Genomic DNA, 22,563 nt, shown 5'->3' with positions numbered 1-22,563 from the left:
TCGCCGGAACTACGCCGCCTTGGACGGCTCGGGCGGCAGGTAGTCCTCGATGGGGGGGCACGAGCACACGAGCTTGCGGTCGCCGAGCACGTTGTTGAGCCGACCCACCGAGGGCCAGAACTTGTGATCCTTCACCCACGGCGCCGGGAAGGCCGCCTTCTCGCGCGAGTAGGGACGGTTCCACTCGGGCGCGGTGATGACGCGGGCGGTGTGCGGCGCGTTCTTCAGCACGTTGTTGTCCCGGGGCATCCGGCCGTCCTCGATCTCGCGGATCTCCTCCCGGATGGCGATGAGCGCGTCACACAGCCGATCCAACTCCGCCTGGGACTCGCTCTCGGTGGGCTCGATCATCAACGTGCCCGACACCGGGAAGGACACCGTGGGCGCGTGGAAGCCGTAGTCCATGAGCCGCTTGGCCACGTCCTCCACCTCGACACCCGACGTCTTCTTGAGCGGGCGCAGATCCACGATGCACTCGTGCGCCACGCGGCCGCGCTTGCCGCGGTAGAGCACCGGGTAGTGAGGCTGCAACCGCTCGGCGATGTAGTTGGCGTTGAGGATGGCCGTCTTGGTGGCCCGGGTGAGCCCGTCCCCGCCCATCATCGCGATGTACATCCACGAGATGACGAGGATGCTCGCGCTGCCCCACGGGGCCGCGGAGATGGCGCCGATGCCATCATTGCCGCCCGTGGCGATGACCGGGTGGCCCGGCAGGAAGCGCGTCAGGTGGCTCGCCACGCAGATGGGACCCATGCCGGGGCCGCCACCGCCGTGGGGGATGCAGAACGTCTTGTGCAGGTTGATGTGGCAGACGTCCGCGCCGATCTCCGCCGGCTTCGTCAGCCCCACCTGGGCGTTGAGGTTCGCCCCGTCCATGTACACCTGCCCGCCGCGCTCGTGCACCACGGCGCAGATCTCCTTGATGTCCTCCTCGAACACGCCGTGCGTGGACGGGTAGGTCACCATCAAGCAAGCCAGGTTCGCCTTGTGCTCGTCCGCCTTGGCGCGCAGGTCGGCCACGTCGATGTTGCCGCTCTCGTCGCACTTGACGACGACGACCTTGTAGCCCGCCATCACCGCCGAGGCCGGGTTGGTGCCGTGCGCCGACGAGGGGATGAGGCACACGTCGCGGTGGCCCTGGCCGCGGTGCTGCTGGTAGGCGCGCACCACGAGCAGGCCCGCGAGCTCGCCCTGGCTGCCCGCGTTGGGCTGGAGCGACACGCCGGCGAAGCCCGTCACGGCCGCCAGCATCCCCTCGAGCTGCTCGAACAGGAGCCGGTAGCCGGAGGCCTGGGAGCTGGGCGCGAACGGGTGCAGCTTGCCGAACTGCGGCCACGTCACCGGCACCATCTCCGCCGTGGCGTTGAGCTTCATCGTGCACGAGCCGAGCGGAATCATCGAGTGCGTGAGCGACAGGTCACGCGACTCGAGGCGGCGGATGTAGCGCAGCATCTCCGTCTCGGAGTGGTAGCTGTTGAAGACGGGGTGCGTGAGGTAGGCGCTCGAGCGCCGCAGGCTCGCGGGCAGCGGGGTGTCGAGCCCCTGGCCCAGCTCGTCCAGGGAGAAGCCCAGGGCCTTGCCGCCGGCGAACACGGAGAGGATGGCCTCCACGTCCGAGGGGCGCGTGGTCTCGTCCAGACTCAGGCCGATGGTGCGCTCGTCGATGCGGCGGAAGTTCATCCGGTTGGCCTCGGCGGCCGAGAGGATGGCGCGCACCTGCGGGGGCGTCGCGTCCACGCGCAGCGTGTCGAAGACGTGCTCGTGGGCGGCGCCGTAGCCGAGCTTCGCCAGCCCGCGCGAGAGCAGCACCGTGAGGCCGTGCACGCGCTCGGCGATGGCCTTGAGGCCCCGGGGCCCGTGGTACACCGCGTACATGCCGGCCATGATGGCCAGCAGCACCTGCGCGGTGCAGATGTTGCTCGTGGCCTTCTCGCGGCGGATGTGCTGCTCGCGCGTCTGCAGCGCCATGCGCAGGGCGCGCTGGCCCTGGGCGTCCTCGGACACGCCGATGATGCGGCCCGGCATGATGCGGGTGAAGGCGTTCTTCGTGGCGAAGAAGGCCGCGTGCGGACCGCCGTAGCCCATGGGCACGCCGAAGCGCTGGGCGCTGCCCACCGCCACGTCCGCGCCGAACTCGCCCGGGGGCGTGAGCAGCGTGAGCGCCAGCAGATCCGTGGCGACGATGAAGAGCCCGCCCACCGCGTGCAGCTTCTCGCCGAAGGCGCGGTAGTCGTGCACGACGCCATCCGTGGCCGGGTACTGCACGAGCCCGCCCACGTACTTCTTCGCGGACAGGTCCACCGTGCGGTGATCACCCACGACGATTTCCACGCCCAGCGGCTGGGCGCGCGTGCGCACCACGTCGAGCGTCTGCGGGTGGCACGCCTCGGACACGAAGAAGACGCCCTTGCCCTCGCCCTTGTACTGGGCGACGGCGAGCGCCATGGCCTCGGCGGCGGCCGTGCCCTCGTCGAGCAGCGAGGCGTTGGCGACCTCCAGGCCCGTGAGGTCCATCACCATCGTCTGGAAGTTGAGCAGCGCCTCCAGCCGGCCCTGGGCGATCTCCGCCTGGTAGGGCGTGTACTGGGTGTACCAGCCCGGGTTCTGCAGGATGTTGCGCAGGATGACGAGCGGCGTCTGGGTGTCGTGGTAGCCCATGCCGATGAACGAGCGGAAGAGCTGGTTCTTCGCCGCGATGGACTCCAGCGCCGAGAGCGCCTCGGTCTCGGACCAACCGCCGGCCACCCACAGGGGCTCCTTCGAGCGGATGGCTGGGGGGACGGTCTGGTCGATGAGCTCGTCGAGCGAGCCCACGCCCATCGTCTTCAGCATCCCCTGCAGTTCCTTCTCATCCGGACCGATGTGCCGGTCGGCGAAAGACTCCTGGTATTTCCAGTTCAAGGACATAGGTATCGAGCACTCGCGGTGCGGGTGAAGCCGAGAGGCCGTGGATAACATCCGGCCTCGTTCGGTCCAGTCCGAAAGGCATCAGGAATTCTTCACCAGGTTCCCGTACGCGGCGGCATCCAGGAGTCCCGCCAGTTGGCTGCTGTCCGAGGGCTCGAGCTCGAGGATCCACCCCGCCCCGTAGGGGTCGGTGTTGATGGCGGAGGGGTTGTCGGGCAGCGCCTCGTTGACCTTCACGACCTTGCCCGTCAGGGGCGCGAAGAGGTCGGAGACGGCCTTGGTGGACTCGATGACGCCGAACTGCTTGCCGGCGGTGAGGGTGGCGCCCACCTTGGGCAGCTCCACGTAGACCACGTCACCCAGGGACGACTGGGCGTGGTCCGTGACGCCCACCACCACCACGGAGCCCTGCTGCCGGGCCCACTCGTGTTCCTGCGTGTACTTGAGATCGGGGGGAATGTTGCCAGCCATGTGCGTCGCTCCTCTATTTCTTCCAGAAGGGGGTCTTCACCACCACGGCGGGAACCGCGCGGCCCCGGATTTCCACGTCGAAGGTCGAGCCCTCGGTGGACAGCTCCACGGGGACGTAGCCCATGCCAATGGGCTTCTTCACCGACGGTCCCTGGGTACCGCTCGTCACCTCGCCCACCCGCTGACCGTCCTTGAGCAGCGGGTAGCCATGCCGGGGGATGCCCGAGCCGGTCACCTCGAAGCCCACCAGCTTGCGCTCGAGGCCCTCGGCCTTCTGCTTCGCCAGCGCGTCGCGGCCGATGAAGCCCCCGGCCTTGTCCAGCTTGCAGATCCACCCGAGCCCGGCCTCCAGCGCGGTGTGCGTGTCGTCGATGTCGTTACCGTAGAGGGCGAACTTCATCTCCGTGCGCAGGCTGTCGCGGGCGCCCAGGCCACAGGGCTTCACTCCGTCGGCCTGCCCCTCCTGGAGCAGCGCCTTCCAGAGCGCCTCCGCGTCACCGGGCGCGCAGTACAGCTCGAAGCCGTCCTCGCCCGTGTAGCCGGTGCGCGAGACGATGCAGTCAATGCCCGCCACCGGCCCTTGCGCGAAGCGGTAGGTGCCGATCTTCGTCAGGTCCACCGGGGTGAGCCGCTGCACGAGCGCCGCGGCCTTGGGGCCCTGCACGGCGATCTGCGCGTAGTCGTCGCTGCGGTCCACCGGCTTGACGCCCTCGGCGCGCGCGAGCATCCAGGCGAAGTCCTTGTCCTTGTTGGAGGCGTTGACGACGATGAGGATGTGCTCGGGCGAGAAGCGGTAGGCCACCACGTCGTCCACGAAGCCGCCCTGCTCGTTGAGCAGCCCGGCGTAGAGCGCCTGGCCATCCGCGCACTTGGAGAGGTCGTTGGTGATGAGCCGGTTGGCGGTCTCCAGGGCGCCGGGGCCGCGGAACTCGATCTCCCCCATATGCGACACGTCGAAGAGGCCCACCGCGTTGCGCACGGCCTCGTGCTCGGCGATGACGGAGCTGTACTGCACCGGCATGTCCCAGCCGGCGAAGTCCACCATCCGGGCGCCCAGCGCACGGTGGGCGTCATTGAGCGGCGTTCGCCGGGTCATGTTCGTCTCTCCTGGGAGGGGGGGTGAAAACGGCGCGGACTATAACCGCGTACCTCCCTCAATCAAGGTTCTCGGGAAGCCACCGGAGACGTTCTAGACTGTTCGCGTCATGAAGATCCGCAATCGACTGAACCCGTCCAACCCCTGCTTCTCCTTCGAGTTCTTCCCGCCGAAGACGGACGCGGGAACCGCCAACCTACTGCAGACCCTGGAGGACCTGGCCCCACTCGAGCCGGGGTTCGTGTCCGTCACCTATGGCGCGGGAGGCAGCACGCGCGATCGCACGGTGGATCTCGTCACGCGCATCAAGCGCGACACGGGCATCGAGGCCATGGCCCACCTCGCGTGCCTGGGTCACACGCGCGAGGAGCTGCGCGAGCTGTTGCGGCGGCTCGAGGCGGCGAAGATCGACAACGTGCTGGTGCTGCGCGGCGACGTGCCCCAGGGCGCCTCTGCCGACACCCTCGCGAACACGGACTTCCGTCATGCCACGGATCTCGTGCGCTTCATCCGCGAGGAGGACTTCGATTTCAGCCTGGGTGGGGCGTGTTATCCGGAGGGCCACGTGGAAACGCGCTCACGGGACGAGGATCTCCTGCACCTCAAGGCCAAGGTGGACGCCGGCCTGGACTTCGTCATCACCCAGCTCTTCTTCGACAACGCCTTCTACTTCGACTTCGTCGAGCGGGCGCGCCGCGTCGGCATCAACGTCCCCATCGTCCCGGGCATCATGCCCATCACCAACCACGAGCAGATCCAGCGCTTCACCCGCCTGTGCGGCGCCACCATCCCCATGCGCTTGGCGCTCCAACTGGAACAACTCAAGGACCAGCCGGAGGCCCTGGTGCAACTGGGCGTGGCGCACGCCACGGTGCAGTGCATGGAACTGCTCTCGCGGGGTGTGCCGGGAATCCATTTCTATACGCTCAACAAATCACCCGCCACGCGGATGATCGTGAGCGCCTTGAGGGCCCGTACATGAGTGGTCCCGGTCTCAATGTCCCCCTGAACGATCCCCGCCTGCCCACGCTGCGCCGGGTGCGTCCTCCCGCCTTCCTGCTGCTCTGTACGGGAATCCTGGACATCCTCTTCTGGATCATCATGGTGACGCTGCATCTTTCGGGCGTGGGCGACTTCACCGTGCCCGCGGATCAGTTGTGGCCATTCCTCTTCAACATCATGGGAGCGCTCGTGGCGCGCGGCATCACCATCTGGGCCGCGCTCAACATCGTGAATTTGCGGAAATGGGGGATAGGCATGGTGGGCTCACTGACCGTCATGCTGCCGCTCGCCCCCGCGTGCTGCTTCGGCGTGCCGGTGGGCGCCTGGATGCTGTTCGTGCTCAACGACGCGGAAGTCCGCAAACACTTCACCTGAAGTGCGCTTGTCGGGTGCTCCCGGTCACCGCGAAAGCGATCTTTCTCTCCCCCGCCCCGCGCCCTATTCTCGCGGGGCATTCACCCGATGGGGAGAGTGGTCCATGGATCATCACTACGCGGACATCAACGGCATCCGCATGCATTACGTCACGCATGGTGCGGGGGAGCCCATCCTCTTCATCCATGGCTTCCCCGAGTACTGGGGTGTCTGGAAGAAGCAGATTCATGATCTGGGCAAGGACTACTTCGTCATCGCCCCGGACATGCGTGGCTACAACCTGACCTCCAAGCCCAAGGAGGTCGAGGCCTACCACATCCGGCACCTCGTCGAGGACTTGCGCTGCCTGCTGGAGCACCTGGGCCTCAAGAAGACGAACATCGTCTCCCAGGACTGGGGCGCGCTGGTGGGCTGGAGCTTCGTGCTGCGTCTGCCCGAGTACGTGCACCGGCTCGTCACCATCAACATCACCCACCCCGCCCTGTTCGACCGGGAGCTGCGCGAGAACCCCCGCCAGCAACTGGCGGCCCAGTACATGCTCGTCTTCCAGACGCCCCAGGCCGAAGGGCAGATCGTGGGCGATGACTACGCGTGGGCCCGGCAGGCCGTGCTCAACGACGCCCGGGCGCACGGCGCCATCCTGTCCGAGGATGACATGGCCGAGTGGGTCAGCGCCTGGAAGCAGCCGGGCGCCATCACCGGCGCGCTCAACTACTACCGGGCGGCGAAGATGGGCCCGCCGGATCACCAGGGCCACGTGGGCGGCAGCAACCTGACCGAGGGGATGCGGCCGGACCAGCTCGTGGTGAACAAGCCCGTGCTCTTCATCCACGCCGAGCAGGACACCTACCTGCTGCCGGACGGACAGCGGGGACTGCGCGAGTTCGTGCCGCAGATCTCCATCCAGCGCCTCGCGGAGGCCACCCACTGGGCCACCCTCGAGAAGCCCAAGGAAGTCAGCCAGCTCATCCGCAACTTCCTGAGCACCACCCCCGCCCCCTGAATCCCGGGAGGGAAGGTTTCCCCACGGGGGTGGGGAGACCGGGCACTCAGGCCGCGGACGCGAGGAGCTTGTCGAGCAGGGGCTTCACCAGTTCCTGGCCACGCAGGGCGTTGCGCCAGCGGCTGGGGATGGCGTCGATTCCCTCGCGCAGCCCGGCGATGCCTCCCGCCACCGTCGCCGTCGTGTCGGTGTCATGCCCGAGCGCGATCGCCGCCTTCACCGCCCGCTCGAAGGAGTCCGCTTCCAGGCAATCGCGCGCCGAGAGCAGACAATCCACCACGTACCCCGTCCCCTTGCCCCGGTAGGGCACGTCCGGCCGCACCGATGACTCCAGCTCCGTGCGCTGCTCCAGGCCCTCGGGGTACAGCGCCCGGAAGGAGGCCAACGCATCGGCCCACGCCCGCGAAGAACCCTCCAACGTCCGCCGCGCCCAGAGGCAGTAGAGCGCGCAGCACACCTGCGAGCGCACGTGCCCGTGCGTCACCCGGGACTGGAGCATGGCGTCGCGCGCCAGCGCTTGATCATCTCCCCGGTGCCAGAGCGCCAGCGGCATCACCCGCATCAGCGAGCCATTGCCATTGTCCCGTTCGCCCGCCGGACCCGCCTTGAGGGCGGGCGCTCCCTCGCGCAGGTTCGACAGGGCCGTGCGCGTCTGGATGCCCACGTCGAACACCTCGCCGTCCACCGCCAGGTAGCCCCGCTCGAACCAGTTCACGAGCCGCCGCCCGAGGTCCTCCAGGTCCAGCATCCCCCGGGACAGGAGCGAATCGAGCAGGCACAACGCCTGCGAGCCATCATCCGACCACGTCCCCGGCGGCACCTGGGCATGCGCCCGGGAGAAGTCCGCCGGAGGCGTGAATTCGATCAGCGCGGGCGGGGGAATCCGGTCCGGAGAATGGAACTCGTAGGGCACGCCCAGCGCATCCCCGATGAGCAACCCATACAGCCCGCCTTCTAGCCGCTCGCGCCGCGTCGGCATCAAGCTCCTCCCTTGGCCGCGTCCAGGGTGTTGCGCATCAACATGGCGATCGTCATCGGCCCCACGCCGCCGGGCACCGGGGTGATGAACGAGGCGCGCTCCAGGGCGGCCGCGAACTCCACGTCCCCCTTGAGCTTCCCATCCGGCATCCGGTTCATCCCCACGTCGATGACCACCGCGCCGGGCTTGATCCACTCGCCCTTGATGAGCTCGGGCACGCCCACCGCCGCCACGACGATGTCCGCCCGTGACACCTCCTCGGCCAGGTTGCTCTTGCGGTGGCAGATGACCACCGTCGCGTCCGCCTGCAACAGCATCAACGCCATGGGCTTGCCCACGATGTTGCTGCGCCCCACCACCACGGCGCGCTTGCCGGCGGGGTCACACCCCACCTCGCGCAAGAGCCGCATGACCCCGAAGGGCGTGCACGCCCGCGGCCCCGGCTTGCCGAGCGACAGCTTGCCCGCGTTCATCGGATGGAAGCCGTCCACGTCCTTCTCCGGACGCACCGCCGAGATGATCCGCTCCGCGTCGATGTGCTTGGGCAGGGGCAACTGCACGAGGATGCCGTGGACCGCGGGGTCCTCGTTCAGCCGCTCCACCACCGACAGCAACTCCTCCTCGGTGATGCTCGCGTCCGGGTGCTCCTCCCACGAGTTGAAGCCGACTTCCTCGGCCGCCTTCTTCTTGCCGGTGACGTAGATCTTCGAGGCGGGATCCTCCCCCACCCGGACCACCGTCAGCCCCGGCACCAGGCCGCGCTCGGCCTTGAGCCGCTCCACTTCCTGCTTCACCTCGGCGCGCACCCTCGCCGCCACCGCTTTTCCGTCGATCAACTGGCCCATAGCGCGGCGGACTCTATGCGAAACTTCCCGCCGGTCTAGGGAGTGACGCACGCGTGGCACCTGGAAAAGTTCTCGGAGCGATGCTTGGGCTGGGCGTGGGGCTGCTGATCGGCGGCCTCTGGCCCGTCGTCGTGCTCGTGCTCGCCGGAGTCCTGGTGGGCCATCAGCTCGACGGGCTGCTCCAGCCTCCTCCCCGCGCGGCCGGCACGAGCGCGCCCGCCCCTGCCGAGCCCCGGGAACTGGCCGCCCAGCAACACTTCGCCCGCCACCTGTGCGCCCTCTTCATCGAGGTGGCCCGGGCCGATGGCGACCTGGTGCGCGACGAGGTGCGCGTGGTGCGCGAGTACTTCGCCGAGCAGCTGCGCTACGGCCCCGAGTCGCTCGAGCTCGTGCGCCGCTACCTCAAGGAACACCTCGCCCGTCCGCCCACCCTGGAGGATTCCGCCGCCGCGTGCCGCGACGAGCTGACCATGTCGGCGCGGCTGCTGCTGCTCGACGCCCTGTACGGACTGGCGCTCGTGGATGGCCAGCTGCACCGCGCCGAGCAGGAGACACTGCGCCGGATCGCCCAGGGGCTCGGGTTGTCCGAGGCGCAGATACGCTCCGTCACCGCGCGCCACTTCGGCGAGGCCCAGGCGCACTACACCCGGTTGGGCCTCACCCCCGAGGCGACCGACGCGGACGTGAAGCGGGCCTTCCGCCAGCTCGCCGCCATCCACCACCCGGACCGGGTCGCCCATCTCGGCCCCGGGGCCGTCGAACAGGCGTCGCGCCGCTTCCAGGAGATTCGCGAGGCCTACGAGAAGATCCGCCAGCTGCGCGGCGGCTGAGTCCCCGCGAGGCGCGGCCGGGTGGAGGCTCCCCCCAGACGTCGGGCGCGAGCACGGCGCCCAGCGCTTCCGGGTGGGCTTCACACTGGGCGAGCTGGTGCGCGAGTACGGCCTGCTGAGCGACCTGTTGCTTCGTGGCCACGGCCACCGCCGAGGCGGTGGAGGAGCACGCCCGCCAGCAAGCGCGCGCGGCGCGAGGAGGGACGGGACCCTCGGCGCCACCGGTTCCCGGGAGAGGAAGAGCGCGCCCGCCTCAATGCCGCCTTCCTGCAGGCGCCCGTGGCCATTGGCATCATCCGGGGCCAGCAGATGGTCATCGACCTGGCCAACCCCCAGTTCTGCCGCTTCTGCGGGCGCCTCCCCGAGCAGGTGGTGGGCAAGCCCCTGCTGGAGGCGCTGCCAGAACTGGAGGGCGTGGGGTTGGACGACCTGATCCACGAGGTGATGACCACGGGCGTGGCCTTCGTGGCCAAGGAGCAGGCGGTCCGGCTCGCGCGGGGCACGGACGGAGCGCTGGAGACCGCGTACTTCAACATCGTCTACGACGCCCTGCGCGATGAGCGGGGCCACATCGAGGGCGTGATCACCGTCGCCACGGAGGTGACGGAGGGAGTGCTCACCCGCCAGCAGGTGGAGACCCTGCTCCAGCGCACCCAGGAGTCCGAGCAGGCGCGCGCCGCGATGATGGACGCGCTCGCCGCGCAGACGCTCGTGGCCGTGTGCTACCTGCGCGGCCCCGACCATGTCTTCGAGACGGCCAATCCCGTCTACCACCAGCTCGTGGGCCGGGACGTGGTGGGCATGAAAGCGCTGGAGGCCCTCCCCGAGCTGGCATCACTTCGAGGTGACGGAGCAGGTGCGCCTGCGACAGGAGGCCCAACGGCTGGCCGAGGAGGAGCGGGGCCGCCGGGACTTCGAGCAGCACCTCATCGGCATCGTCAGCCATGACTTGCGCAACCCCCTGAGCGCCATCCTCCTGGGCGTGCGGCAACTGCTGCGCCGCGAGGATCTGGACGCGCGCACCGTCAAGAGCCTCGAACGGCTGCACTCGAGCACCGAGCGCGCCGTGCGCATGGTGCGCGACCTGCTGGACTTCACTCAGGCGCGCCTGGGCGGAAGACTGAAGATCGAGCGCGAGCCGGTGAACGTGCACGAGGTGGTGCGCGCGGCGGTGGAGGAGTTGCAGGCGACGCACCCCGAGCGGGAGCTGCGACTGGAGACACGGGGAGATGGCCAGGGGGAGTGGGACGGGGACCGGCTCGCGCAACTGGTGGGCAACCTGGTGGGCAACGCGCTCAAGTACAGCCCCGCGAACAGCGTCGTGACGGTGCGCAACCAGGGCGGGCCCGAGGACGTCCGGCTGGAGGTGCACAACCTGGGGGAGCCCATCTCCGCCGAGGCGCTGCCCCGGCTTTTTCAACCCCTGCAACGCGCCGTGGGGGGCCCCGACAAGACGAGCCGCAGCGTGGGCCTGGGCCTGTACATCGTGGATCAAATCGTGCGCGCGCACGCGGGCAGCATCCAGGTGAACTCCACCGCGCGCGAGGGCACCCTCTTCGCCGTGCGCCTGCCGCGCGAGGGCTGACCCCGGAGCCGGGCCCTGGTCCAGGCGTTGCAAAGAGCGCGCACCATGACCCTTCTCTCTTCCCGTGTCCCGATGTCCGCCCTGCTGCTGTTTCTCCTGCTGCTCGCGCCCCGAGCGGGCCTCGCCGCCGGGGATGCGCCCCTGGCCGCCGAGGCGCCCTCCCCCACCGAAAGGAGCCTCACCCTGGAGGGCGATGAGCACGCGCCCTCGATGGAGGAGTCGACCGGCTGGGTGTTCACGCCAGGCCGGGCGCCCCTGGGGCTTCGTCTGCTCGCGGAGGTAGGAGCGGGTGTGGCGACGGCCGCGGCGGGAGGGCTCGTGGCGGGAATCGGGGGATTCGGGCTGTGCCAGGCCACGGGCGTCCTGTACGCCACGGAAGGCGGTTGTTTCTACGCGCTCCTCTTCGGCGCCATGGCGGGCATGGCGGTGGGCTATCCCGTGGGCGTCTGGTGGGGCGGAGAGGTTGTGGGGGGAGATGGCCGCCTGTGGGCCTCGCTCCTGGGCGGAGGCCTGGGGCTCGCGGCGGGGTACCTCGGCTCGCGAGTCCTCATCGCCCAGACCGGTCGAGGCGAATCCCTCATCGCCATTCCCCTGCTCGCCATGGTGGGCGCCTCCCTGGGCTACGAATTGTCCGCCGCGCGCCCGAGCGTCCAACCGCTCCTGTCCCTCGACACGCGGGGGGGAATGCTCGGACTGGCGGGCCGCTTCTGACACGCGACATTCCTGTCCGCATGGCGCGCGGCGAGCCCTGACGGCGATGTCCTGGCGTGGGGCATGATGCGCGGTCCATGAAGCCACTCACCGAGGAACAACGAGCCACCCTGGAGGACGTCTACCGGCGTGTCGACGCGCGGGCCTCCTCCATCTCCGAGGGCCATGACGGGTGGCCCTGCCGCAAGGGGTGCGATCACTGCTGCCGCCACCTGGCGGAGCCGCTGACCGTCTCCGAATGGGAATGGACCTACCTCTGGGAGGCCTTCCAGGCCCTGGCCCCCGCCGCGCGGGAGGAGATCCGCACGCGGGTGGCCGAGCTGGAGGGCACGCGGCGGCCCTATACCTGTCCCTTCCTGGATCGCGAGTCCGGAGGGTGCCGGGTGTACACACACCGGCCCCTGGCCTGCCGCACGTATGGCTTCTACGTCAGCCGGGGCGTGGGCACCTGGTGCCACTTCATCCAGGCGCTGCTCGAGCAGCACGGAGAGGGGGACATCCTCTGGGGCAACCACGACGCCGTGGAGGCCACCCTGGAGCGGCTGAGTGGTCCCCCGCTCTCGTTGTTCCAATGGTTCTCCGCCCACCCCGGCTGAGGCACTCCGCTCACCCGGCCAATGTCTCCCATGAAGACCGTCTTCCCGCTGGCCGTGGCGCTGCTCCGATAGCTCACGGTCGACAAGCCCCGCTGTATCGTACTGGAGTCCAATGCCATTCCCAACTCCAATACGAGCGGAAATCCGCTGGGACCATCCCTGTGAGGTGGCTGACATACACCTCCTCCTCGCGGGTGAGCACTAATCTGCAAAACGTGTATAGCTTGACATGGCGGTATTTATTTCCATACCTTTTCCACCCATGATCCAGCCGGGTATCGAAGACGCCATCAAGAAGATCGTGCGTAGCACGCTCAATCTGCCCGAGGGCGAAATCGAGTCGTCCACCAATCTTCGGGATCTGCCTGGAGTCGAGTCGATCAAGATCCTCCGCATCGTCGCCAGCCTGGAGAAGAAGTTCGACGTCCGGCTGGATGATCAGGTCGTGTTCCGGGTGAACACCATCGAGGAACTGGCGGGCGCGGTGTCGAAGCTGGTCGAGGAGCGGCAAGCGCTGTGAACACCACCGACCAGCATGAGACGCCTCGGGCGGGGGAAGGTTGGTCTCACGGGGTCACCAACACGCACTACGATCAGGATCCACGTCTCTTCCAGCTCTTCCTGGATCCCTCGATGAAGTACAGCCCGGGCTTGTTTCCAGAGGGCAACGAGGATCTCGAGACGGCGCAGCACAAGAAGATGCACTTCATTGCCCGGCAGCTCGGACTCCAGGGCGGAGAGCGCGTGCTCGACGTGGGGTGTGGCTGGGGCAGTCTCGTCTGCTTCCTGGCGCGGGAGTATGGCTGCGAGGTGGTGGGCGTGACGCCCGCTCCGCGCCAGGCCGACTACATCCGCACGCGCGCGGAGCATCTCGGCGTCGCCGGGAAGGTACGAGTCGAGGTCGGCCACTTCCACGAGGTCTCACTTCCCCCGGGCGCCTTCCAGGGCATGAGCTTCGTTGGCTCCATCACCCACTTCCAGGACAAGCCGGGGACGATCGCCAAGGCCTGGTCGCTGCTCAAGCCCACCGGCAACGTCTATCTTTCCGAGACCTGCTTCGGCAACGCGGCGAAGCGGCGGGAGTTCGAGTCCCGGCCCGGCACGAAGTTCGTGCTCCAGGACACCTTCGGCTGGGCGGAGCTGCTCCCCGTCTCGGACTACGTGCGATACTTCGAGGACGCGGGCTTCTCGCTGCGCGGGCTGGTGGATCTCACCGCGGAGTACTCCCGGACGATTGACTTGTGGAGCGAGAACGCGCGGCGCAACAGCCAGGCACTCGACGCCATCGAGCCGAACCTGTCCGAGCGGCTGCTCAAGTACTTCGAGATCTCGAACGCGGGTTGGGGTTACACCAGCAAGCAATACGCGCTGGTCGCATCGAAGCGCCGCTAGCGGCGTCCCGGGGGGGCCTATGAACAAGACGCACATCCAGCCACAGCGCATGCGCCGGCTCGTCACCGACTACATCGATCGGTGGGAGACCAGACCCTGGGGAGCGGTGGACATCCCCTGGGAGCAACTCCAGGCGGACCGCCTCACCGAGGCCCAGGGCTCGGCCATCCGCTTCGTCACCCTCATCGAGGATCACGTCCCGGGCTACATCCAGGACGTGCTGAAACACTTTCCCACCGATGACTCGGTCTCTCCCAGCCAGTTCATGCACAACCGGGAGCTCTTCCGGTTCTTCATGCGCTGGGCCCAGGAGGAGGACCGGCACGCGGATCTCTTTGGCCGCTACCAGGTGCGCGCCGGCATCCAGAGCGAGGAAGCCCTTCACGCCGAGCTGTGCCAGCAAGGCCGCAAGACATGGCACTTCCCGCGTGAGCTTCCCGTCCAGATCTTCACGTACACCGTCATCCAGGAGAAGGCCACCCAGCTCTACTACCAGATGCTGGGCCGGTCAGTGGACGAGCCCGTGCTCAAGGTGCTCCTCAACCGGATCCAGAAGGACGAGGCCCGGCACTTCGCCTTCTACGCGAGCATCCTCGAGGCCTACATCGAGGAGCTGGGACAGGACATCCTCCCGGCGATCCAGGAGGCGCTCCAGTCCTTCAAGATGCCGCTGGCCGAGCAGCTCGACAATTACTGGCGGTGGTCGTTGGAAGTCAGTGACGCGGCGGGCGGCTATGATCACACCGTCGCCTACGCGGAGTTGCTGCGCGTCGTGCAGAGGGCCGCGGACGCATCCAGTGCATCCCAGAAACTGGCGGATTGGGTGCGAGCGGTCCGCGCCACCTAGGAGCGGGCCATGACACCTGAGCACATCTCGACGCTGGTGGAAGCACTGCGCTGGACCCGGAGCGCGTTTCCCACGCGGGGCTATGCGTATCCCGCGCAACACGCCTTCCTGAGCTACGAGGCGCTGGACACGCGCAGCGAGGTCGTGGCGCGGCGGCTGCGAGCGCGGGGGCTCCAGCGCGGGCAGCCCGTGGGCCTGCTGCTCAAGACGGGCCCCCAGTTCCTGCTGTCCTTCTTCGGCGTCCAGCGTGCGGGAGGCGTCCCGGTTCCCCTGGCCCTGACGGGCGGCAGGGATCTCTCGGGCTACTTCGAGCACCTCGCGCCCATCCTGAAGGATGGGGACATCCAGTGGCTGTGTGTCGAGACGTCGCTGATGGAGCTACTCGGCGCGGGGCAGCCACCCGAGGGGTTGCTCCTGCTGTCCAGCGAGGAGCTCGTCGCGGAAGGTGGCGCGGGCGAGGGCCCGGAGCCCCTCGAGCCGGAGCCGCAGGAGCTGGCGTTCATCCAATACACCTCCGGAAGCACCGCCGCGCCCAAGGGCGTCGCCATCACCCACGCCAATGCCCTCGCGGGGCTGCGCTCCATCGTGGCGAGTGGAGGGTTCAACTCCGAGGACGTGTTCTGTGGCTGGCTGCCCCACTTCCACGACATGGGGCTGGTGGGCATCCTGCTCACGAGCCTCTTCAATGGCTGTCAGGCGCACATCTGGTCGCCCTACTCCTTCATCAAGGATCCCTCGGGCTGGCTGGCCTACTTCTCCAAGGTGAAGGCCACCATCTACACCGGACCGAACTTCTCCTATGCATGGCTGTGTGACGGCGTGGAGCCCGGAGAGGTCGCGGCGCTCGACTTGTCCTCGGTGCGCCTGGCCGTCAACGGCGCGGAGGCCGTGGACGCGCGGCTGATGGAGGCCTTCGCCGACAAGTTCGCCCCCGCCGGACTGCGGTCCGAGGCGCTCTACCCCGTCTATGGGCTGGCGGAGGCGGTGCTCGCCGCGACCTTCCCCGCGGTGGGTGAGCCGGTGCACGTGGACTGGGTCGATCGCGCGGCCCTGGGCAATGACCGGGAGGTGCGGCGGGTGGAGCGCTCGGCGCCGGGGAGCCGGGGCGTGGTGGCCCTGGGCCGGCCCGTGGAGGGCCTCCAGCTGCGCATCGTGGGAGAGGACGGAGCGGTGCAGGGCGAGGACCGGGTGGGAGAGATCCAGCTCCTCGGACCGGCCGTCATGCGGGGCTACTACCGCAACCCGAGGCTCACGGCGGAGATCTTCCAGGAGGGATGGCTGCGCACGGGAGACCTCGGCTACCAGAAGGACGGCCGCCTCTACGTGGTTGGCAGGGCGAAGGACGTGCTCAAACAGGCGGGAGAGAGCTACTACCCCGAGGACATCGAGGCCGTGGTCCGTCCCCTGGAGGGCGTCCACCGGGGAGGCTGTGTCGCCTTCGTGGGCGGGCCCCTGGGCGAGGAGCGCATCATCTGCCTGGCCGAGACGGGGCTGCGGGAGCCCACCGAGCTCGAGGGCCTGGCCCGGGAGATCGGCAAGGTGGTCCGCCGCAAGGTGGGCCTCGCGAGCCTCGAGGTGCTGCTCGTGAAGAAGAGTTCCATCGCCCGGACGACGAGCGGCAAGTTGCAGCGCCACGTCATGAAGCGCAGGAGCCAGGGCCCGGGGGATGCGTCCCTGCTGTTCCAGCTGCGCCTCTGAGCCATCACCCCCGGGACAACCACTCCTGGTGGAGGAACCCGGCCAGGGCCCGCGCCAGCTCCTCGGGGTGGTCGAGCGGGACGAAGTGGGTTCCGCCCGGAATGTCCACCCGGGTGGAGCGCGGAAAGCCCGCCTGGAGTTCGGCCATGCCCTGCTCGCTGGTGACGATGCTGTCCGCCGCGCGGATGAGCAGCGCCGGGATGTCCACGAGCGGAAGGAGCGGACGGAGATCCCCCGGGCTCCACGTGGCATAGGTCTGGGAATCGAACTTGACCGAGAAGCCCTCGGACGTCTGCTTCAGGCCCGTGGCGATGAAGTCCCACAGGGCCGCCTCGGTCACGCCCACGCTCGTCTTCTGGATGCCACGGATGAGCTGGCGGATCGCCGTGTCCGCGTCCGCGTGGCTCCGCCGGATGCTGTCGGCCCGCGCGTGGAAGAACTCCACCTGCCAGGAGGGCACTCGCGGATCGATGTCGACCCAGGCGAGCGCCGAGGGGCGCGGGCAGTCCGCCTCCCCGCGCGCACAGCGTGCCGCGAAGGCCGTGACGGCGAGAGCGCCCGCCGAGTGCCCGATGACCGCCAGGCGTGACGGCGCGAGGTGGCGCGCGACACGCTCCAGGTCCGTGGCGTGATCGGCCGGGTTGTAGGCGGGCGGATGGACATGCTCGCTGTCCCCGTGCCCGCGCATGTCCAGGAGCACGGCGCGCACGTCCAACTCACGCAGGAGCAGCCGCGCGACCGGCCGCCACACGCCGCGGTGACTGCTGTTGCCGTGAGCGAACAGGAGCGTCGGCGCGCCCGGTCCCGCTCCCAGCACCTCACAGGCGAGGCGAGGGCCCGGGCCCTCGATGAACAGCACCTGTCCGCTCGCGCTCATGGCCGGAACTTCCGCGGCAGCAGGGTGTAGGTGCCCAGGGCGGTCGCCACGTGCCGGCCGCGCTCGGTCCGCGCATCCATCCGGGCGTGGAACAGCTCACTGCCTTTCTTGAGCAGCTCACCCGTGGTGATCACCCGCTCACGAGCGGCGACCTCCAGGAAGTTCACCTTGAACTCCGCCGTGACGAGCCAATAGCCCTCGCTCCGGGTGGCACAGGCGAACCAGCCCACGCTGTCGAGCACGGTCGCGATGAGGCCTCCGTGGATGCAGCCCGCGCCGTTGTTGTGACGGTCATCCGGCTCGAGCGCGAGCCGCGCCCGCCCCGGTGTCAGCTCCTCGAGGGTCTGCTTCACGAAGCTCAGCGCGGGCGTGCGCTCGAAGAGCCTGCGCAGTGAGGCGAAGTACAACTCGTTGGGTGACTCGGACGTCATCGGCTCTCCCCCGGAGGCGAGTGAACGTGAAGAGGACGCCCAGTATAGGTGTTTTTTTCGAGGGGCGCTGCAACCGTGCACGGCCGTGGGCAGAAGGCGCGCGGCGGTCCTCCCGGCCGCCGTTCGTCGACGCCGGATGGGACGGTGACCGCGTCCAGGCATGGCTCGTCGCCGAGGAGCTGTCCCCTCACGACAGGGCCGTGGAGCTGGTGACGCACGAGGCACGTATCGGCGGAGAACTTCTGATCTGTGCATGACGGACAGACACATACACTCCACAAGCCAGACACAAACGACAGAATGCTTCACGCGAGGCAAATGATTGACAGCAGCAGTGCGCTTTTTCAAAGCACATCGGATCGAGGAACTCTGTCACGAAAAACCGTTTTGACAGACCTCTTCGAGTCATGCACTATCGTCCCTCCGCACGGGCGTGCACGCCCGCTCGCGCATCAATAGAAGCTCCGCATCATACACAAGGAAGTGTCATGCACCGGACTCTCGCGCTGCGCTTGCCAGGCCTCCTGGCCGTTCTGCTTTTCGTGCTGTTTGCCTGCCCACGACCGGCAATCGCACAGACACGCATCATGCCTCTCGGCGATTCGATTACCGGATCGCCGGGGTGTTGGCGCGCGCTACTGTGGAACCAACTGCAAAGCACCGGCTTCACGAATATCGACTTCGTCGGCACGCTGCCGCCCCAGGGTTGCGGTGTCGCCTACGACGGCGACAACGAAGGCCATGGTGGATATCTGGCCACCAACGTGGCGGATCAAAATCTTCTCCCCGGCTGGTTGAGCGCGACGAGTCCGGACATCGTGCTCATGCATTTCGGCACCAACGATGTCTGGAGCGCGCGGACACCTGGCCAGATTCTGGCTGCCTTCAGCAAGCTCGTGGATCAGATGCGTGCGAACAATCCCAACATGAAAATCCTGGTGGCGCAGATCATTCCCGTGGCGCCCGGGAGCTGCGCGGACTGTCCGCGGCGAACCCTCGAGTTCAACGCCGCGATTCCCGGCTGGGCGGCGAGCAAGAGCACGACGGCTTCGCCGATCGTCGTCGTGGATCAATGGACTGGTTTCAACCCGGCCACGGATACGGGCGATGGCGTGCACCCCAACGACGCGGGCATCGTCAAGCTCGCGAACAATTGGTATGCGCCGCTGACACAGTTCCTGAGCAACCCTGGCGGCGGCGGCGATGAAGTCATCGAGAACGGAACCTACCGCATCACGCCGCGCGACAGCCCCGACAAGGCGCTCGATGTCGCGGGGCATGGGACGGCGGACAACACCAACGTGCTGCAGTGGTCCTATGGCGGAGCGAACAATCAGCGTTGGACGCTGACCCATCTGGGCGACGACGTGTATCGGATCACCGGCGTGGAAAGCGGCAAGGCATTGCAGGTCACCAGCACCTCGACGGCCAACGGAACGAACGTCGACATTCGCACCTACACGGGCGCCGCGAATCAGCACTGGACAATCACAGCCACCAGTGACGGCTACTATCGCCTCACCCCCTTGAGCAGCAGTGGGTCGGCCTTGGAGGTGTCAGGCAACTCCACGGCCAACGGAGCAAATGTCCAACAGTGGCAGTGGACCGGCGGCACGAATCAACAATGGACGTTTCAAACGCCCTGACGGATGGCTCGGGCCGCGGCTCGCCCTGCTCGAGCGGAAGTCGCGGCCAATCCAAGGAAAGCTTGACTTCACTGGAAGAACAGGAGGAGCATCCGCGCCCCACGTCCTACCCCACGAAGGAGTGCCCGATGCCCTCCCCCCGGTCGAGCCCCGGTCGTCCCTCTCGGCGAGCCGTCCGCGCCGCCACCACCCTCCTGCTCACCGCGACCGCCGGAGTGGCGGCGGGCACCGCCTGGGCGATCAACGCGCCTACCGTCTACGCCCGCAACCCGACGGCCGGCACGTCCTTCCTCAACCACACCGCTCTGCTCGGCGGCATCAACGACAAGCCGTGGTTCGAGGCGAACATTCCCTTCCTCGAGGTGCCGGACGCGCAGCTCCAGGCCGTCTATTACTACCGCTGGCAGACCTACAAGGAGCACCTGGTCTACACCGGGGCGGAGTACGGCTACCTGTCCAACGAGTTCCTCACCCCGGTCTTCTACGGAGCGCCGTACGGCGGCATCGTCGCGGCGGCCGGCCACCACATCAACGAGGGCCGCTGGCTGCGTGATCAGCAGTACGTGAAGGACGTCATCAACTACTGGCTGGCGGGGCCCGGACAGTTCCCCAAGCCCATGGTCGAGTCGGTGAACCCCAACACGTCCGACTGGGCCCACGAGTACAGCTTCTGGGCCGCCAGCTCCGTGTGGCAGCACTACCTCGTCACCGGGGACAAGGCGTTCGCCATCGGCCAGCTGCCCAACCTCATCAAGCAGTACCGGGGCTGGGACAACCAATTCAACTCCTCGCTCGGCCTCTACTGGCAGGTGCCCGTCTGGGACGCCACCGAGCTGACCCCCGCGTCCTACGAGTCCCCGGACCCGTACCACGGCGGACCGGGCTACCGGCCCACCATCAACGCCTACCAGTATGGGGATGCCCGCGCCATCGCCCAGCTCGCCACCCTGGCGGGCGACTCCGCGACCGCGACGGAATACAACAACCGGGCGAGCGCGCTGCAGACCGCGACCCGGGCCCGGTTGTGGGACCCGAACCGCTCCTTCTTCTTCCACATGCACCGCGACAACAACCCGGGCAACGCCCTGCTCGGCACTCGCGAGGAGCACGGCTTCGTGCCTTGGATGTTCCACCTGCCGCAGGCCTCGGACTCCGCCGCGTTCGCGCAGCTGCTGGATCCCCAGGGCTTCGCCGCGCCCTACGGGCCCACCACGGTCGAGCGGCGCAGCAAGTGGTTCAACCACGAAGCCTCCAAGGGCTGCTGCCGCTGGACCGGACCGTCCTGGCCCTACGAGACCTCGCAGACCCTGACGGGTCTGGCCAACCTGCTCATCGACTACCCCGCGCAGACGACCATCACCCCGGCCCACTACGTGAGCTTGCTGCGCGGCTACGCGGCGACGCAGTACAAGAACGGCGTCCCCTACATCGCCGAGGCTCATGACGCCGACACCGACAAGTGGATCTACGACGGGGGCGGCCACAGCGAGGACTACAACCACTCCACCTACAACGACAACGTCATCTCCGGACTCATCGGCGTGCGCGGCCAGGCCGGCAATACGCTGACGATCCGGCCGCTCGCCCCGGCGTCGTGGGACTACTTCGCGCTGGAGAACCTCCCGTACCACGGCCACAACGTCACCGTGCTGTGGGACCGGCTCGGCACCCGGTACGGCCAGGGCGTGGGCCTGCACCTCTACGTCGACGGAGTGAAGGCCGCCAGCCAGACGGGCCTGGGCGCCGTCACGATCAACGTGGGCGCCCCGCTCGTGCAGTCCAATGGCGGCGGCAAGGTCAACTTCGCCGCCAATGGCCAGCGCATCGCGAACAAGGCCCAGCCCTTCGCGTCGTACACGTTCGGTGGCGCCGGGGACAACGCCTGGAACGCGATCGACGGCCTCGTCTTCCGCAATGGCATTCCCCAGAACACCCGCTGGACCACGTACGCGACCACCCAGGCCAGTGACTTCTTCGGCGTGAAGTTCCAGCACCCCGTCACGACCTCGGACGTGCGGCTGTACTTCTATGACGACGGCGGGGGCGTGCGCACGCCCAAGAGCTATGACTTGCAGTACTGGACGGGCAGCGCCTGGGTGAGCGTGCCTGGCCAGACGCGGACACCCGCGGCGCCCACGGCCACCACGGTCAACCAGATCACCTTCCCGCCGCTGACCACGACCCAGCTGCGCGTGGTCGCGCCCAACGCCGGTGGCGGCACCGGCTGGGGACTCAGCGAGTTCGAGGCCTGGTCGGCCCCGGTCTTCCTCCTGCAGAACGTCAACAGCGACAAGCTGATGGCCGTGGCCGCCGCCTCGCAGGATCCGAGCGCCAACGTGCAGCAGTACGCCGACAACGGGACGCTGGACCACCAGTGGGAGTTGGTGGACGCGGGCGGCGGCTGGTTCAAGGTCGTCAACCTCAACAGCGGCCTCGTGCTGGCCGTGCGCAACGCCTCCAAGGCCCTGAGCGCGCAGATCCAGCAGTCCCCGGACAGCGGCACGAGCGACCAGCACTGGCGGTTCATCGACGCGGGCAGTGGCCAGTTCAAGATCGTCAACCGCAACAGCGGGCTCGTCCTCGGCGTCGACGGCATGTCCAGGTCGGACAGCGCCAACGTGGTGCAGTACAGCGACAACGGGACGCAGGATCACCTCTGGCGGATGGAGCCGGCCTGGCAGCCCCAGCTCTTCACCGACGACTTCGAGGGCAACACGGCCAGCCAGTGGTCGCCGCAGCAGGGCATCTGGTCGCTCTGCCGCCCGGTGTCCTACGAGTACTGCGCGACCGGGACAGGAGAGAACCTCGCGCTGGCGGGCAATGCCGGCTGGCGAGCGTACACGATGGACGCCTCGGTGCTCGCCAATGGCGCGCCGCTCAACGCCGGCATCGCGCTGATCGCCCGCGCCCAGGACGCGAGCCACTACTACCAGGCGGAGTTCAAGCGCACGAGCGCCGGCTACGAGTGGGCGGTGTCGAAGAACGACGGGGGCACGTGGACGCTCCTGGCCAGCGGCCCCTACACCTGGCCGTCCGGCGCGGGCAAGTACATGAACATCCGCTTCTCGGTGCAGGGCGACACGCTGACCATGGGGGTGTGGCAGCCCGGCGGCACGTGGCAGACGCTGGGCGCGGGCCGCGATGCGCAGTTCGCTTCCGGCCGCATGGGCCTGCGCACCTGGGGCGGGCTCACGGGCAGCTTCGACATCGTGCACGTCCACGCCGGGTAAGCGCCGTGGCTTCGCCCGTGGACGAGGGACACGGGCGAAGCG

21 protein-coding genes are annotated in these 22,563 nt (G+C 68.1%); 14 read left to right on the top strand and 7 right to left on the bottom strand.

Translation table 11 applies throughout. The annotated features are described in order from the left end of the window. Positions 1-9: 9 nt before the first annotated feature. The 3 genes from gcvP to gcvT form a co-directional block, all read right to left on the bottom strand. Positions 10-2,907: an aminomethyl-transferring glycine dehydrogenase gene (gene gcvP, locus D187_RS46910; protein WP_002627258.1), complete on the bottom strand. Its 2,898-nt coding sequence runs from the start codon at positions 2,905-2,907 to the stop codon at positions 10-12. A gap of 81 nt (positions 2,908-2,988) precedes the next feature. Beyond that, positions 2,989-3,378, bottom strand: a complete 390-nt coding sequence (gcvH, locus tag D187_RS46905; RefSeq protein ID WP_002627257.1) for a glycine cleavage system protein GcvH — start codon at positions 3,376-3,378, stop codon at positions 2,989-2,991. 13 nt (positions 3,379-3,391) lie between these two features. Further along, positions 3,392-4,474: a glycine cleavage system aminomethyltransferase GcvT gene (gene gcvT / locus D187_RS46900; RefSeq protein ID WP_002627256.1), complete on the bottom strand. Its 1,083-nt coding sequence runs from the start codon at positions 4,472-4,474 to the stop codon at positions 3,392-3,394. Between the two features lie 109 nt (positions 4,475-4,583). Here gcvT and metF point away from each other — a divergent pair, with 109 nt between their 5' ends. The 3 genes from metF (at position 4,584) to D187_RS46885 (ending at position 6,854) form a co-directional block, all read left to right on the top strand. After that, complete coding sequence (gene metF, locus D187_RS46895; protein WP_002627255.1) at positions 4,584-5,456, top strand: methylenetetrahydrofolate reductase [NAD(P)H]; 873 nt, start codon at positions 4,584-4,586, stop codon at positions 5,454-5,456. Next, positions 5,453-5,851 carry a hypothetical protein gene (locus D187_RS46890; RefSeq protein ID WP_002627254.1) on the top strand — a complete coding sequence of 133 codons (399 nt, stop codon included), beginning with the start codon at positions 5,453-5,455 and terminating at the stop codon, positions 5,849-5,851. Before metF ends, D187_RS46890 begins: the two co-directional genes overlap by 4 nt. 103 nt (positions 5,852-5,954) lie before the next feature. Next, complete coding sequence (locus D187_RS46885) at positions 5,955-6,854, top strand: alpha/beta fold hydrolase (RefSeq protein ID WP_002627253.1); 900 nt, start codon at positions 5,955-5,957, stop codon at positions 6,852-6,854. Positions 6,855-6,900: 46 nt separating this feature from the next. Here D187_RS46885 and D187_RS46880 read toward each other — a convergent pair whose 3' ends face one another. Next, the gene (locus tag D187_RS46880; protein ID WP_002627252.1) at positions 6,901-7,833 is read right to left on the bottom strand and encodes an ADP-ribosylglycohydrolase family protein; all 933 of its coding nucleotides are present in this window, start codon (positions 7,831-7,833) and stop codon (positions 6,901-6,903) included. Continuing rightward, positions 7,833-8,678 carry a bifunctional methylenetetrahydrofolate dehydrogenase/methenyltetrahydrofolate cyclohydrolase FolD gene (gene folD, locus D187_RS46875; RefSeq protein ID WP_002627251.1) on the bottom strand — a complete coding sequence of 282 codons (846 nt, stop codon included), beginning with the start codon at positions 8,676-8,678 and terminating at the stop codon, positions 7,833-7,835. The genes D187_RS46880 and folD overlap by 1 nt, the downstream gene beginning before the upstream one ends. 53 nt (positions 8,679-8,731) lie before the next feature. Here folD and D187_RS46870 point away from each other — a divergent pair, with 53 nt between their 5' ends. From D187_RS46870 to D187_RS46835, 9 genes are all read left to right on the top strand, one after another. Next, positions 8,732-9,508, top strand: coding sequence for a TerB family tellurite resistance protein (locus tag D187_RS46870; RefSeq protein WP_002627250.1), 777 nt, complete (start codon positions 8,732-8,734; stop codon positions 9,506-9,508). A gap of 21 nt (positions 9,509-9,529) precedes the next feature. Continuing rightward, positions 9,530-10,456, top strand: a complete 927-nt coding sequence (locus D187_RS51430; RefSeq protein WP_002627249.1) for a PAS domain-containing protein — start codon at positions 9,530-9,532, stop codon at positions 10,454-10,456. After that, the gene (locus tag D187_RS51425; RefSeq protein ID WP_245592003.1) at positions 10,365-11,093 is read left to right on the top strand and encodes a sensor histidine kinase; all 729 of its coding nucleotides are present in this window, start codon (positions 10,365-10,367) and stop codon (positions 11,091-11,093) included. The genes D187_RS51430 and D187_RS51425 overlap by 92 nt, the downstream gene beginning before the upstream one ends. A 45-nt stretch (positions 11,094-11,138) precedes the next feature. Next, positions 11,139-11,804: a hypothetical protein gene (locus D187_RS46860; RefSeq protein ID WP_002627247.1), complete on the top strand. Its 666-nt coding sequence runs from the start codon at positions 11,139-11,141 to the stop codon at positions 11,802-11,804. A 77-nt stretch (positions 11,805-11,881) separates the two neighbouring features. Further along, positions 11,882-12,400, top strand: coding sequence for a YkgJ family cysteine cluster protein (locus tag D187_RS46855; protein ID WP_002627246.1), 519 nt, complete (start codon positions 11,882-11,884; stop codon positions 12,398-12,400). A gap of 262 nt (positions 12,401-12,662) precedes the next feature. Then, entirely contained in the window at positions 12,663-12,920 is a 258-nt protein-coding gene (locus tag D187_RS46850) for an acyl carrier protein (protein ID WP_002627245.1), read from the top strand. Further along, positions 12,917-13,792, top strand: a complete 876-nt coding sequence (locus D187_RS46845) for an SAM-dependent methyltransferase (protein WP_002627244.1) — start codon at positions 12,917-12,919, stop codon at positions 13,790-13,792. The genes D187_RS46850 and D187_RS46845 overlap by 4 nt, the downstream gene beginning before the upstream one ends. Before the next feature lie 19 nt (positions 13,793-13,811). Beyond that, positions 13,812-14,639 carry an acyl-ACP desaturase gene (locus D187_RS46840; protein ID WP_002627243.1) on the top strand — a complete coding sequence of 276 codons (828 nt, stop codon included), beginning with the start codon at positions 13,812-13,814 and terminating at the stop codon, positions 14,637-14,639. A gap of 9 nt (positions 14,640-14,648) precedes the next feature. Then, on the top strand, positions 14,649-16,337 hold the full coding sequence (locus D187_RS46835) for an AMP-binding protein (protein WP_002627242.1): 1,689 nt from the start codon (positions 14,649-14,651) through the stop codon (positions 16,335-16,337). A gap of 4 nt (positions 16,338-16,341) precedes the next feature. Here D187_RS46835 and D187_RS46830 read toward each other — a convergent pair whose 3' ends face one another. Then, positions 16,342-17,214, bottom strand: a complete 873-nt coding sequence (locus D187_RS46830; RefSeq protein ID WP_002627241.1) for an alpha/beta fold hydrolase — start codon at positions 17,212-17,214, stop codon at positions 16,342-16,344. Next, positions 17,211-17,645, bottom strand: a complete 435-nt coding sequence (locus D187_RS56625) for a PaaI family thioesterase (RefSeq protein WP_002627240.1) — start codon at positions 17,643-17,645, stop codon at positions 17,211-17,213. The genes D187_RS46830 and D187_RS56625 overlap by 4 nt, the downstream gene beginning before the upstream one ends. Before the next feature lie 488 nt (positions 17,646-18,133). Here D187_RS56625 and D187_RS46820 point away from each other — a divergent pair, with 488 nt between their 5' ends. Both D187_RS46820 and D187_RS46815 read left to right on the top strand, forming a co-directional pair. Next, entirely contained in the window at positions 18,134-19,291 is a 1,158-nt protein-coding gene (locus tag D187_RS46820; RefSeq protein ID WP_043435233.1) for an RICIN domain-containing protein, read from the top strand. A 128-nt stretch (positions 19,292-19,419) separates the two neighbouring features. Then, complete coding sequence (locus D187_RS46815; protein WP_051256837.1) at positions 19,420-22,521, top strand: MGH1-like glycoside hydrolase domain-containing protein; 3,102 nt, start codon at positions 19,420-19,422, stop codon at positions 22,519-22,521. Positions 22,522-22,563 lie beyond the last annotated feature (42 nt).

This window comes from Cystobacter fuscus DSM 2262 (genome assembly GCF_000335475.2).
Taxonomy (GTDB): Bacteria; Myxococcota; Myxococcia; order Myxococcales; family Myxococcaceae; genus Cystobacter; species Cystobacter fuscus.
This window is presented reverse-complemented; position numbering and strand designations above follow the sequence as displayed.